This window comes from Mesorhizobium sp. M0208, from assembly GCF_040322015.1.
In the GTDB taxonomy this organism is placed as follows: domain Bacteria; phylum Pseudomonadota; class Alphaproteobacteria; order Rhizobiales; family Rhizobiaceae; genus Mesorhizobium.
Genome location: NZ_JAMYSP010000018.1, coordinates 1 through 11,953 on the forward strand (window position 1 = coordinate 1; position 11,953 = coordinate 11,953).

An 11,953-nucleotide genomic window follows, 5' to 3' on the forward strand; every position below is an offset into this window, starting at 1 on the left:
TAACTTCGCTCGTAAGGGCGACCTTAAGAGCGCAGCCTCGCTACCGTGCCGTCCTCTCGCAAGGCGGCCTTCGCCGGAGGGTATCCAAAATCGTAACATCGGTTGCGTTTTGGATAGACAAATGTCGCCAAATTTCCCAGTCTTTCCAACGGGATATTGGACGGACTGAGACAGAAAAAAGATAATGAAATTAATATGATAGAGCGAATAATTGCCACGGCGCCTATGATGGACTGGACTGGACATCGCGAAAAGCAACGTGTATTCAACAACTAAGCGGTAGGAATCGCTCTAAGTTGTACTGTTGTTGTACTCGGTCCGCAGGGTACATTGCGGGCAACGCGACGCCGGGGCAATTCTGTTGGCATATCGCCTGAATGCCGAAGGTGCGCACCCGTTCCGTGCCCCTCAACAAAGAAGCCCGCTACCGCAGGGGAGCGGCAACGGGCTTGGAATGGTCTTCATAAAATAACGAAATAAGAGGCGCCTCCTAAAGCGAGTTTAAAAACGCCAAGAGTGCTTGCACGTCGTCGCCGCTCAGCTTGTTGAATGCATCCGTCACTTCTTGAGCATCCTCATGATGAGCGAGGATTGCGTCTCTAATTGTCAACGCACGGCCATCGTGGAGCATTTGAGGCCGGAGTCGAAGCCCCCAGAGCGGAGCAGTTCTAATCATGTTCGCAGTGGTCTGGTCAATTTTCACATCTCGAAGCGATCGTCGACCAGCAAAACTCTCAGCCATCAAACGAGAGTTCTGGGGTAACACTACCTTTGGATGACACGCATCACCTGCTGGTACAGTTACGTTCGCCTCGATTCCGGTAAGCTCTTTCAGTTTATCAACGACATCAGGAGAAAAGAAATCGGGAGCTTCGCGGAATACCCTGTCAATTAGAAAAGACTCAACCCCAATAGCCGGCAGTTGCGCGTGCTGGGCCTGCACGATACCATCGCCTGTTCCAATATTATGCATCAAAAAATCGCTGAACGGCCGAATAACTTTTCCCCCTAGCGCCTCAGGTACTTTGTTCTCAGCAAAGTCGGTCCCAATTGCACCCGCCTTTTTCGGGAAGAGCGGAACAATTAAGGAGCCAGCGGGCGGTGTGGTATATTGTTTTCGATGGCATGCGACGCAATTGACAGCATCAAATACCTCCTCTCCCCGCTTGAGAACGTCAGCATTTTCGATTCGGGCAGGGGGAACCCCGGTAGAGCGCATGAACTCAGCGAAGGCTTCCACATCTTCTCCAAAGGGGTGCTCAAAATCCTCGTGTTTAACCGGTATCTTGGCGGGATCCTTCGATGTTGCCTTGTCCTCCGGGTCATCCACCCGGTCAAAGGAAGAAACGTTCTGTCCGTTCGACGAGTTTTCCGTTGGCTGTAGGGGGCTAGTGATGCCCATCTCATTGATGTAGGCATCAGCGCTAAAATTCAGGAGCGAGGCATGTTGGTCCTTCCACCCGAATCGGCCGACCCGCATAGCGAGGTCGAAGTCTTTCGGCTGACCCGCCTCATTCACCGCTTTCACGCGCACTGCGACCGGCCGGGCTATAGGTAATCCTCGCAGCTTCCCTTTTTGACTCTCGCAATTGGCTATCAGTTCGCTATCCGGAATAACTTCAACAAACCCGTCCCCAAGCGTGTTGGTCGACATCCGCAAAGTACGAACAACTTCGTCAGCAAGGACATGTTCTTGGATTTCCCCGTCGATTGCGCGTTGATGGATCAAAGATCCCCCGAAGGGCTCGGCAAAGTTGCCATCCTTATCCTTGCCGCCAGCTCGTATCTCTGAGATTTGGCTAGAACTCCCGGTCACAGGGTTTTGGTGGCAGCTCACGCAGCTGGTCGCATTGTAAACCGGCCCTAGGCCTCCTTTCTTCTCTGGATCCTTTGGATCAACTTTTATCTCCTCGACATCCTCAAAATTGGCTTTGTCGGCCAAAAACCTATCCTGAGCGAAGCCATTGCTGTGATTTCCGTTGTCTAAGTTGCTGAATCCGGGTGGTGCCATATTGGCTGTAGCTGGTGCAGCTGTAGGCTGCTCTGGTCCGGGAGCTGCCGGCAGATTTTCTTGTGCGTGAGTGAGGACGGGGACACCGAGAGTGAGCAGAGGTAACATTACGAATAGCGTACGGGGATGGGGCATAATTAGGGACCTCCCAGACTAAGACGGTTAATCCTTAAGCATTCCGAGGTTATAACGAGTGTAACTTATCCGCAATGATCGTCTTAAGTCGACGATTGGATCGGGAAAATCCTCATTCCCACAACTCCAATTTTCGCCATATCCTCAATCGGATGAAGCGACAGATAAGGCGATTGGTTCTTCAGTATCCGCAGCACGACCTTCCGCGGCAGGAACAGGAACTCCAGGAAGTTCCAAGCTTGGATGCCAGGGAAGCTACGCTGCGAACGCTTCGATAAGCCAGTCACATCCTTGGTGACGAACCCAGGCTTCACCTCAACCGCAAGGCGTATCGAGATCCGCCAGGTCGGCCTTGTCGGGCTCAATGTAGCTGCCGAACGCACGCAGCTCGGCCACGCACAGGACGAATCTGTCATCCGCGTGCCACCGTTGGCGTAAGCGTGACAGGATCTATTCGTTCGCTCGTGCGCCGGTCTTGCTCGGCGTCGATTGAAATTTCCTCGCTATCTCGGAGGCACTAATCTGCTGACCCCGGCATCCCTCCCTCAGCCACGTCGTGCTCTATTAAAATCTGGAGGAGATCTAAGGGCTCAGGTCTCCTGTCGGTCAAATAGGATTGCTAAACTCTAGCGCAAAGAAGCCGCGAACATTAGCCACGTCGGAAGGCACGCACTTCAGACAGTGCGATTTCGCGGCGCTTATCGAGGTATGAAGCTAGGTCCTGTAGATGAACGCCTTTGGCACTCTTCTGGCTTCGTTCTGCTCGGGTTAGCGGAAGTTCAATTTCTCCAATGCTCACTTTGCGTAAGAACTTGGTGAGCGTCAGGTGGGAAAAATAATCCTTGCACACGGTCTCAACGGGGACAACCACGCGTCCCTCATACTGCGCCATGAGTAAGAAGAGTGTGTTCAATTTCTTCGCTCGCCGCCAGCCATTCGAGGGATGATCAACGGGGTTGCAGCAAAGTTCAATTGGAGCAATCGACGCCAAATGGATAGCGCGGTCGTTCAAAGCGCATGCAAGGAAACTGCGGCGAGCAGGTTCGCAGTGAAAAAATGTGATTTCTGCGGAGCGGCGCCTAAGTCATTCCGAAACTAGACGAACATCATGACTATGATCGCGCCGATGACGATCAATACAAGGCCGCCGATCAGCATCGGCAACAGACTGTTGTCCGGCTCGACACCAGAGTCAAACTGCTTTGTTATCGCCTTATCGTTCTTCTTTGGTTCAATCATGGCTCGTCTCCGTGCGAGAAAAATGGGCATGCGACGGCAAAAGGGGCAACGCTTGCGTAGGTGACTGTGACGACTGTCTGCTCCGTTCTCCAATCGATCGGCGACAAGATGGTGCGGCTCTTGATCCTTAGCGGCGCAACATTTTGTCTTCGATCGATGTCGACCTTACCCGCCGCTTTGCGCCACGCCGGAAATTTGGAGTGGTGACGGCCTGCCGAGGAAATCCTGAGGCATCAGAGTGACGTCGGCCAGCGTGTAGCGGTCAAGGGTGCTCTGGAAAGAGGCGATCGCTTCGCCAAACATGCTTGAAAGCTTGCAGGAGCCGGTGAGCACACATTGGTTTCCCGTGGCGAAGCACTCCACAACCGCGAAATCCGGTTCGGTCAGCCGTATGACATCGCCGATTCGGATCATCTCGGGCCGGAGCCCCAGAACAAGACCGCCGGAACGGCCGCGGACCGCCTTCAGGTAGCCGCCGCGTGTCAGGGTATTGGCCACTTTGTTGAGGTGTGTCTTCGACACCTTGAAGGTGCGAGCAGTCTCCTCGATCGTGATCAGGCGATCGCCGGCGGAGGCCGCGTACATCAGCATCCTCAAAGCATAGTCCGAGAAGTTGGTCAGCCTCACCGGTGATTGCTCTCTTAGGTTGGCGTGCTGTTATGGAAACCACTAACAAACCAATTCGGCATCACAGGTCTTTCTCGGCAATAGGTTCGATGCCAATTGTAGTCTCGCCACGGCTGAAGGCGACCGCGAGACGGAAACTGTGAGCGATGCGCAACGCGCGTTCCATAAAGAGCGCTGCCACCTCGGGCGGGCAAATGCGGCGTACCGTTGCGCGAAATAACTTTAACCAGCGACGGAAATGCGCCTCGCCGAGACCGGCTATGGCCAGGTGTGGCGGTAGTGGCCGGCCTTCATATCGCGAAGTCCGAAGTAGCGTCGCAGACCAGAAGTCGCACATCTTCGCCAGATGCTGCGGCCACTTGTCAGGCTCAATCCCGTTCTGGAAAATGGGGCCGAGAATGTCATCACGACGAATTTCGTCATAAAAACCGTGGACCACGCCGAGGATCATTGTCTCGTCGAGCACGTCCGGCAACGGGACGCCGTCGACGACGATAGTTCTCCTACTCCGACCTTTCTCACTCATCTGGACGCTCCTGCTTTTCCCCAATGCGAGCGGGTTCAAGCCTTGGGTTCGCTCCTTGATACATGCGACATAAAAGATACATTGTCAATCTATGTTATGGCGCGACAAAGCACTCATGAAGTGGAATCCGAAGCTGAAGCAGATCTGCCTGGCCCAATCCGCTGGTGACGAACCTCTTAGTTGACCGCGGTTGGTGCCGCGCCACTGAAAGGCATTGCTGAACTGCTTAGGTATCACGACGCCAGGCCCGACGCGGCAAGTATGCGTCGGAAGCGGCTCAGTTTCGAGAATCGCCAACGCCTCATCGGATGACTGTGCCTGTCGGAGTCGCTCCCGAACTTGAGATGTCCGAAGCACCCGGCATATTTGCGAAAGGGCAGGGAGGAAGGCGGAAGTGGCAGAGCGCGGCCAGAGCACAGTGTAAATGAGGTCGACGGGGTCGTCGTCGGGGCCGCCGAAATCGACGGGCTGGGCCAAGCGTGTCAAAGACGCGACAGGCGAAGAGATCATACCCAGTAGAGCGTGGGGGATTGCGACGCCACGACCTATGCCCGTCGAGCCGAAATCCTCGCGGTCGAAGAGACCACGGAGAACCGCCTGCTCGTCAAGCCCGGCTCTTCGCGCAATCCTGATCGCGATTTTTGATAAGGCTGATTGCTTTCCCTTTGTCGCAAGGTCAAGCGAAATGTCTTCCTCTGACAAGGCGGGGGAGATCATCAGGGTCAACTCCAAGCGATCCAAACGCGATCGCAAATCAGCGTTCAGCCGCACTGGTTAAGCAGGGCAGATGAGGTGTGGAGATGCTTGCTGTCCCGGACGCGGAGCCAAGGCTTTCCCGCGTCCGGGCTAATGACCCGTTTTGAGGAGTCTCGGCTGCCGGAAATCGAGGCGGAACATATTCATAGCAATACAGAGGTAGTGAAAGATTTTTCGAAATCAAGCAAACAGGTGCGCACCCGAATAGCAGAAATAATGCACTGAAATGCCAGTTAATTTCGTTTGACGATCAGAACAGTCTCCTGCTTGCTGGCTGGACGCGAACAGGCCGCGCCAGCAAGTAAAAATCGGATTTTTTTACCTCTTCCAGATCTTCGGCCATCGCGGTTTTTTAGTTCAACAAGGAGATACCGTGATGAAAAGACTCGCCCTCGCACTTGTCGTGACAATGGCCAGCTCGCTTTGCGCCATGGCGGCGTCTGAGGTCACAAAATCCCCGCCAGCCGCGCCTTACCAACAGGTCAGCAAGCTTGTGAAGCTGCCCGACTTCTTACCCGGCATGGGCCAACTTTTTGTCGATCCTACGACATTGCCGGCCGGTCCGTTCCTTGCCGATGATCACGAAGGCAAGCTTGTCAGCACCATCTATATGCTGCCGATCAAAGACCTCAATCCGGACAAGCGTTTTGACAACCTCGCTGCGACCGGCGGCAATGTCGACCATGTCGACGTCTACTACAATGCCGGCCATCCTGGGGTCGAAGAGCCGCATGTCCACGTGGTGCTGTGGCATGTCTCAGCCGCAGACGAGGCGCGGGTCGCCAAATGACACTCACGCGCCGTGAGATACTGGGTGCGGGCGGCGGTCTTGCCGCCGCCCTTTCCCTGTCTTCTCTGTCGGGGTGGGCTGGCGAGATGGTCGAAATCAAGATGCAAGGGCGCGAGGACGGTTCACAAGTCTGGTTCGACCCGATCGGCATTGTGATCAAACCAGGACAGACGGTCCGCTGGACCAATCTCAATCCTGGCAATTCGCACACGACCACGGCGTACAATCCGGCAAACTTCGAGCGACCGCTTCGCATGCCCAAAGCGGCAAAACCGTGGGATTCCAACTATCTCCTGCCCAACGAGACCTTTTCGGTTACCTTCACCGAGCAGGGGGTCTACGACTATTATTGTATCCCGCATGAGCATGCCGGAATGGTCGGCCGTATTATCGTCGGAGAACCAGAGGCACATGGCTGGGCTGAACTGATCGGAGCAAATGGCGACCTACCGGAGGAGGCACTCAAGGCATTCCCGACTGTCGACGACATCATGGCGAAAAGGGTCGTCCGGCGCACTTAGATCATGCGCATGAAAGGCACAGCCCTCAGCACAAATGGGACCGAATACGACGATGCTAATGGGAGCGCGAGTTTCTTGGGTGTCGTCAGTGACCTAGGGGCGACTTTCATGGCAGGCTGCGTGTTTCCGTGTGAAACTCAAACGTCATCTCAGGCGGAACGCGACGCGCGCACCCAGGTGCCGTACACGCCTCTCGATGTCCGAATAGCTGCCGAGCAACGCGAGCGTGCAACGCACCGGCTTGCGGCGCTGGGCGGGATGACAGGCGGTATTGCCCATGATTTCAGAAATCTCCTGGCAGTAATCGAAGCTGGGCTCGGGCTCGCCGAGAGAAGAGCCCACGAGCCCGAAAGCGTGCGTGCTTATATTGCCGCAGCGCGGGAAGCGATCGATCGAGGGGTCGAATTGACGTCGCTGTTGCTCGGCTTTGCAAAGCACCAGGAACTCGATGCCCACGCTGGCAATTTGAATGAGTTCCTCAGGTCTTTCGAACCTTTCCTGAGGTATGGCGCGGGACCTGATGTCCGCGTCAAGCTGGAGCTTGGCTCCGATGTCCCAGACTGCTTGATCGATCCCGCACTTTTCGACAGCGCAGTGCTTAATCTCGTCATGAACGCACGAGATGCGATGCCAAATGGCGGGGAGATCCACGTCACCACTGAGCGATTTGTGCAGACGACCGCGACACCTGACCCGCCCGGGCCGGGTACCTACGCATGCGTTCGCGTCAAAGACCACGGTTGCGGCATGCCTCCGGAAGTCTTGCGAAAGGTGTTCGATCCTTTCTTCACGACGAAGGGTGAGAAGGGCACCGGGATAGGGATGTCGCAAGTGCAGGCACTAGCGCAGATGGTTGGCGGCAAGATCCGCATTACGAGTGAACGAGGGGTCGGAACGACAGTCGACCTTCTATTCCCATCAATCCAAGCGGGCACTTAAACGTCCAACACGAGTTCCTACAATTTCGGCTCGTCGCGTGCGACGGAGTGCAATCCTGCCAAGGCAGGACCTACTACGCTCTCGTCCGCACTTGCAGATTGCACCGCATAAACCGGATAGGAGAACTGCGGCATTTCAGGCACAAGGTGCAGCCGGCCGGCCTCTAAGTGAGGCTGCACAGAACTCATCCTGAAATATCCGGAGCCGCCAGTCGCAAGAACATAACTCAGTGCGAGCGGACCGAGATCGAAAGAAAGATCCGGCGCGGCACTCGGGAAATTCATCCCGTGGTGAAGTCCAAAATCCGGCCCCCAATCCATATAAACATAATCGGATTCGTCCAGCAGGCGCGCTTCGGAATTGGTAGTCACAAGGACGAGTTTTTCCTCCAGAAGCAGATCGATCTTCAAACCCGGTCTGTGCGGGGGCGCGTACATGATAGCTAAGTCGACCATTCCCGACGCGACCTGATTGATCAAATCCTGCGGCACATCGACGTGTACTCGAAGTGCAATATCCTGAAGCGAGCCGCGCATCCATCGGACCCAATCGAGCAGCAGGGGTTGCGCAAGGCTGACTTCGCTGCCGACCGTCAGAACAGCTCGGCGTCCCGGGGGCACGGCAACCTGGTGAAGGGTGCGTTGCCATAGTTGGACGAACATCGGGGCGTGGCGCAGAAATTGCTCACCGGCCGGGGTGAGCGAAGCTCCGCCTTTGTGGCGAACAAAAAGCGCCCGGCCCAATTGCTGCTCGAGGTTGCGGATTCGTGCGCTAACGGTCGTCTGGGCGACATTCAGGCGCTCCGAGGCCCGAATGAAACTCCCTGTCGAAACGATCTCGATAAAGGTACGCGCAAGCTCAATGTCCATAAAACATATAGCATAAAAGTTGCGTTTAAATGTCAATCAATTTCGTTTGCTAGATACTTACCTCCAGCTCTAGGCTCGAAGAATTCCACCAAGCCTAGCGCTGGATGCTGCGCAGCGCCGGTTGGAGCGGGCGCAAGCTCTCTCCATCCTCACACATCGTTTTGCCCGCAGCGTCACAGGAGAAATCATGTCGACGAGAGAAAAGAGTCAAGGCGACGTGGGGCGTCGCGACTTTCTGAAGCTGTTCGGCGCGGCTGGCGCGGCCGCGAGTACACTACCGCTTGGAGGATCCGCATCGGCGGACGAAATGGTGGCCGCGACGGCCGGCAAACCGCTCCATCACGTAACCGACGCCACGAAATCCTATGCTGGGGACTCGGGCTACGAATTCTTCAATGTCAACGAATCCGCCTTCGTCGAGGCGGCGGTCGATACCCTCATTCCCAGCGATTCAACCGGCCCCGGCGCCAAGGAACTCGGCGTTGCGATCTACATCGATCGGCAAATGGCCGGCGGATACGGCAAGGGCGACCGGCTGTATCTGGAAGGGCCGTTCGGCGAGGGCACGCCAGAACAAGGCTATCAATTGCCGATGACGCCATCGGAATTGATTCGGGCCGGCATCGCCGACGTCAGTGCCTATGTGCAGAAGAACCACAAGAGCACCTTCAACGGCCTATCGGAAAAAGATCGCGCCGCGGTCATGACCGAACTCGACGGCAAGAAGGTCGAGCTTCCAACCGTGCCGACCGCACCCTTCTTCGGGCTTCTGCTGCAACTCACGATCGAGGGCTACTTCGCCGACCCGATGTATGGCGGGAACAAGGACAGCGCCGCCTGGAAGATGATCGGGTTCCCAGGCGCCGACGCCATGTACATGGACAAGATCGAGCCGTTTCGGAACAAGCCCTATACGGCTGAACCGAAGGGCATCCAGGATCTCATTTAGTCGACGGAAGAAGAGGAGACTGTAACATGGCCACCAAACTCAACGCTGTCGATGTCCTGATTGTCGGCCTTGGCTGGACGGGCGGCATCATCGCCAAGGAGCTCGCCTCGACCAAGCTGAAAATCGTCGCCCTTGAGCGGGGAGGCCCGCGCGATACCAATCCGGACTTCATCGATCCACAAATCCACGACGAACTGCGGTATGCCGCCCGCCACGATCTCATGCAGAATGTGCGGCGCGAAACCATCACATTCCGCAACAGTGAATCGCAAACGGCGCTGCCGATGCGTCAACTCGGCTCGTTCCTGCCCGGCCAGGGCGTCGGCGGCGCCGGCGTGCACTGGAACGGCGTGACCTGGCGCTGGCTCGAATGGGATCATCAGGCGCGCACCCGGACGGTCGACAAATACGGCGAAAAGATCATCCCTGCGGATATGCACCTGCAGGACTGGCCGATCACTTATGACGACCTCGAGCCCTATTACGACAAGTTCGAAAAAACCTGCGGCACCTCCGGCAAGGCGGGCAATATAAACGGCCGGAAGATCGATGGCGGCAACATCTTCGAGGGATCGCGAAAGGACGAGTACCCCAATCCACCGATGATTGCTGCGCAGAGCATGGTGATGTTCGAGAAGGCGGCCCGCAATCTCGGCTACCACCCTTTCCCCAATCCCTCGTCAAACGCGGCACGGGACTACGTCAATCCCGATGGTGTGGCCTTCGGCCAATGTCACTATTGTGGCTTCTGCGAACGTTTCGGCTGCGAGGCGAATGCCAAGGCGAGCCCGCATTTCACTGTCATTCCGCTGGCGGTGAAGAACCCGAATTTCGAGTTGCGCACCAACTCGATCGTGCTGAAGGTCAATCTCGACTCGACCCGCAAGAAGGCGGTCAGCGTCACCTATCTCGACGCACGCGGGCGCGAATTCGAACAGCCTGCCGACCTCATTATCCTCTCGGCTTATGCGCTCGGCAACGTCAACCTGCTGCTGCATTCGGGGATTGGCGTACCCTATGACCCGGCAACGGGGAAGGGTGTGGTCGGCCGCAACTATGCCTATCAGTGCGGTGGTGGAGCTACCGCCTTCTTCGACAAAAAGACCGTCCTGAATCGCTTCATGGGGGCCGGCGCGCTCGGCACCTGCATGGATGATTTCAACGGCGACAACTACGATTTCGTGAAGGCTGGCTACATCGGCGGCGGCGGGATCAGCTGCAGCAACTCGGGCGCCCGGCCTATCCAGTCGCATCCAACCCCGCACGGCACGCCGCGCTGGGGTTCCGACTGGAAAAAGGCAGTGGTCGACAATTATGACCACGCGGCCAGCGTTGGCAATCAAGGCGCCGTGATGGCCTACCGACAGAACTATCTCAGCCTTGATCCGACCTACACCGACGTCTTTGGGCGTCCACTGATGAGGATGACGTTCGATTTCCAGGACAACGAGGTCAAGCAGATGAACGGTCAGGCTGACATCTGCGTGACAATCGCCAAGGAGATGGGTGCGACCAAGGTCGATCGGAGCATTCCCCCCGTGCCTTATTCGATCGTGCCCTATCAAAGCACGCACAACACAGGCGGGGCAGTCTTCGGAGCCGATCCGAACACCAGCGTTTTGAACAAATACCTTCAGGTCTGGGATGTCCCGAACGTATTCGTCACTGGCGCTTGCGTGTTTCCCCAGAACGCCGGGAAGAACCCGACCGGACCGGTAGGTGCTCTTGCCTACTGGGCAGTGGACGCGATCAAGAACCAGTATCTGAAGAACCCCGGCTCCCTTGTTCCCTCCTGAAGCGACCTCAGTCGGATCCGGATCCGGCGGCTTGGATCCGGATCCGGCAGACTTGATGTGTTTCGAACCCATTGCCGGGCCGGTTCAGCCAGGACCAACCCGTGCTCATTGAAGGCAGCAAACATGAAATCGACCATGCTTGGATTGGCGACCGCGGTTCTCATTGCAGTCGGTTCGGCCCATGCGCAGGACACATCGTCCGGCAATGCCGAGGCCGGGGCCGTCGTTTTCAAACGGTGCATGGCCTGCCACAAGGTCGGCCCTGACGCAAAGAACGGAGTAGGTCCGGTCTTGAACGGCGTTGTCGGCCGAGCGGCCGGTGCGTATCCCGATTACAGCTATTCATCGGCGAACAAGAATTCGGGTCTGACGTGGGATGAACCGACACTGACGACCTATCTGCGCGCGCCACGCAAACTGGTGCCCGGCACAAAGATGGCGTTCGCCGGTCTCAGCAAGGACCAGGAAATCGCCGACGTCATCGCCTACCTGAAACAATTCAACGCTCAGGGTCAGAAGGTCAGCCCCTGAGGTAGACGGGGCGACCTGTACCGGCTGCAAAGCACAACCTGTATGAAGTTCCTTCTGCATCAGGGCTTGGGGTATTCCACGATCCATCAGGTCGGCGACTACCTGCGCAGTCATGGGGCTGGCAAACACTGGATCGAGCGATATCGCGGCATCTTCGTGTTCGTGTCGGATGCAGCCGACCAGGCAATCATCAGAAGCGAATTCTCCGGGCTACTCGATGCTGTTGACGATACGGAGACGGACAGGACAGGGCTTCGCTGAGCG

The 11,953-nt window shown here is 56.6% G+C and carries 14 protein-coding genes; 7 read left to right on the forward strand and 7 right to left on the reverse strand.

The features are described from left to right. Positions 1-490: 490 nt before the first annotated feature. The 6 genes from NKJ17_RS18715 to NKJ17_RS18740 form a co-directional block, all read right to left on the reverse strand. Positions 491-1,942: a di-heme oxidoredictase family protein gene (locus NKJ17_RS18715; RefSeq protein WP_352689633.1), complete on the reverse strand. Its 1,452-nt coding sequence runs from the start codon at positions 1,940-1,942 to the stop codon at positions 491-493. Between the two features lie 853 nt (positions 1,943-2,795). Continuing rightward, a complete protein-coding gene (locus tag NKJ17_RS18720; RefSeq protein WP_352689634.1) occupies positions 2,796-3,059 on the reverse strand; it encodes a pyocin activator PrtN family protein in 264 nt (87 codons plus the stop codon). Positions 3,060-3,241: 182 nt separating this feature from the next. Beyond that, complete coding sequence (locus tag NKJ17_RS18725; protein ID WP_352689635.1) at positions 3,242-3,385, reverse strand: hypothetical protein; 144 nt, start codon at positions 3,383-3,385, stop codon at positions 3,242-3,244. Positions 3,386-3,550: 165 nt separating this feature from the next. Continuing rightward, the gene (locus NKJ17_RS18730; RefSeq protein WP_352689636.1) at positions 3,551-4,012 is read right to left on the reverse strand and encodes an RrF2 family transcriptional regulator; all 462 of its coding nucleotides are present in this window, start codon (positions 4,010-4,012) and stop codon (positions 3,551-3,553) included. Between the two features lie 61 nt (positions 4,013-4,073). Further along, positions 4,074-4,538, reverse strand: a complete 465-nt coding sequence (locus NKJ17_RS18735; RefSeq protein WP_352689637.1) for a group III truncated hemoglobin — start codon at positions 4,536-4,538, stop codon at positions 4,074-4,076. 84 nt (positions 4,539-4,622) lie between these two features. After that, entirely contained in the window at positions 4,623-5,255 is a 633-nt protein-coding gene (locus NKJ17_RS18740; protein WP_352689730.1) for a PTS sugar transporter subunit IIA, read from the reverse strand. A 415-nt stretch (positions 5,256-5,670) separates the two neighbouring features. Here NKJ17_RS18740 and NKJ17_RS18745 point away from each other — a divergent pair, with 415 nt between their 5' ends. Genes NKJ17_RS18745 through NKJ17_RS18755 form a run of 3 tightly spaced genes read left to right on the forward strand, consistent with a single transcriptional unit; the run spans position 5,671 to position 7,544 of the window. After that, a complete protein-coding gene (locus tag NKJ17_RS18745; RefSeq protein ID WP_352689638.1) occupies positions 5,671-6,084 on the forward strand; it encodes a DUF5602 domain-containing protein in 414 nt (137 codons plus the stop codon). Further along, positions 6,081-6,605 (forward strand): plastocyanin/azurin family copper-binding protein, encoded by a 525-nt coding sequence (locus tag NKJ17_RS18750; RefSeq protein WP_352689639.1) that lies wholly within the window; start codon positions 6,081-6,083, stop codon positions 6,603-6,605. The genes NKJ17_RS18745 and NKJ17_RS18750 overlap by 4 nt, the downstream gene beginning before the upstream one ends. Positions 6,606-6,614: 9 nt before the next feature. Further along, the gene (locus tag NKJ17_RS18755) at positions 6,615-7,544 is read left to right on the forward strand and encodes a two-component system sensor histidine kinase NtrB (protein ID WP_352689640.1); all 930 of its coding nucleotides are present in this window, start codon (positions 6,615-6,617) and stop codon (positions 7,542-7,544) included. Between the two features lie 17 nt (positions 7,545-7,561). Here NKJ17_RS18755 and NKJ17_RS18760 read toward each other — a convergent pair whose 3' ends face one another. Beyond that, a complete protein-coding gene (locus NKJ17_RS18760) occupies positions 7,562-8,413 on the reverse strand; it encodes a LysR family transcriptional regulator (RefSeq protein WP_352689641.1) in 852 nt (283 codons plus the stop codon). 187 nt (positions 8,414-8,600) lie between these two features. Between NKJ17_RS18760 and NKJ17_RS18765 the strand changes: the two genes are divergently transcribed. The 4 genes from NKJ17_RS18765 (at position 8,601) to NKJ17_RS18780 (ending at position 11,950) form a co-directional block, all read left to right on the forward strand. Continuing rightward, entirely contained in the window at positions 8,601-9,362 is a 762-nt protein-coding gene (locus NKJ17_RS18765; protein ID WP_352689642.1) for a gluconate 2-dehydrogenase subunit 3 family protein, read from the forward strand. Between the two features lie 26 nt (positions 9,363-9,388). Beyond that, positions 9,389-11,158 (forward strand): GMC family oxidoreductase, encoded by a 1,770-nt coding sequence (locus NKJ17_RS18770; RefSeq protein ID WP_352689643.1) that lies wholly within the window; start codon positions 9,389-9,391, stop codon positions 11,156-11,158. Positions 11,159-11,281: 123 nt separating this feature from the next. Further along, positions 11,282-11,689 carry a c-type cytochrome gene (locus NKJ17_RS18775; protein WP_352689644.1) on the forward strand — a complete coding sequence of 136 codons (408 nt, stop codon included), beginning with the start codon at positions 11,282-11,284 and terminating at the stop codon, positions 11,687-11,689. Positions 11,690-11,731: 42 nt separating this feature from the next. Next, positions 11,732-11,950 (forward strand): hypothetical protein, encoded by a 219-nt coding sequence (locus NKJ17_RS18780; RefSeq protein WP_352689645.1) that lies wholly within the window; start codon positions 11,732-11,734, stop codon positions 11,948-11,950. The last annotated feature ends 3 nt before the right edge of the window (positions 11,951-11,953 follow it).

Bases quoted from the DNA above. Each gene is read 5' to 3' on its own strand.
- NKJ17_RS18750 (WP_352689639.1), top strand. From the start codon at position 6,081: ATGACACTCACGCGCCGTGAGATACTGGGTGCGGGCGGCGGTCTTGCC.
- NKJ17_RS18760 (WP_352689641.1), bottom strand. From the start codon at position 8,413: ATGGACATTGAGCTTGCGCGTACCTTTATCGAGATCGTTTCGACAGGG.
- NKJ17_RS18765 (WP_352689642.1), top strand. From the start codon at position 8,601: ATGTCGACGAGAGAAAAGAGTCAAGGCGACGTGGGGCGTCGCGACTTT.
- NKJ17_RS18735 (WP_352689637.1), bottom strand. From the start codon at position 4,538: ATGAGTGAGAAAGGTCGGAGTAGGAGAACTATCGTCGTCGACGGCGTC.
- NKJ17_RS18770 (WP_352689643.1), top strand. From the start codon at position 9,389: ATGGCCACCAAACTCAACGCTGTCGATGTCCTGATTGTCGGCCTTGGC.
- NKJ17_RS18725 (WP_352689635.1), bottom strand. From the start codon at position 3,385: ATGATTGAACCAAAGAAGAACGATAAGGCGATAACAAAGCAGTTTGAC.
- NKJ17_RS18780 (WP_352689645.1), top strand. From the start codon at position 11,732: ATGAAGTTCCTTCTGCATCAGGGCTTGGGGTATTCCACGATCCATCAG.
- NKJ17_RS18740 (WP_352689730.1), bottom strand. From the start codon at position 5,255: ATGATCTCCCCCGCCTTGTCAGAGGAAGACATTTCGCTTGACCTTGCG.
- NKJ17_RS18775 (WP_352689644.1), top strand. From the start codon at position 11,282: ATGAAATCGACCATGCTTGGATTGGCGACCGCGGTTCTCATTGCAGTC.
- NKJ17_RS18745 (WP_352689638.1), top strand. From the start codon at position 5,671: ATGAAAAGACTCGCCCTCGCACTTGTCGTGACAATGGCCAGCTCGCTT.
- NKJ17_RS18755 (WP_352689640.1), top strand. From the start codon at position 6,615: ATGAAAGGCACAGCCCTCAGCACAAATGGGACCGAATACGACGATGCT.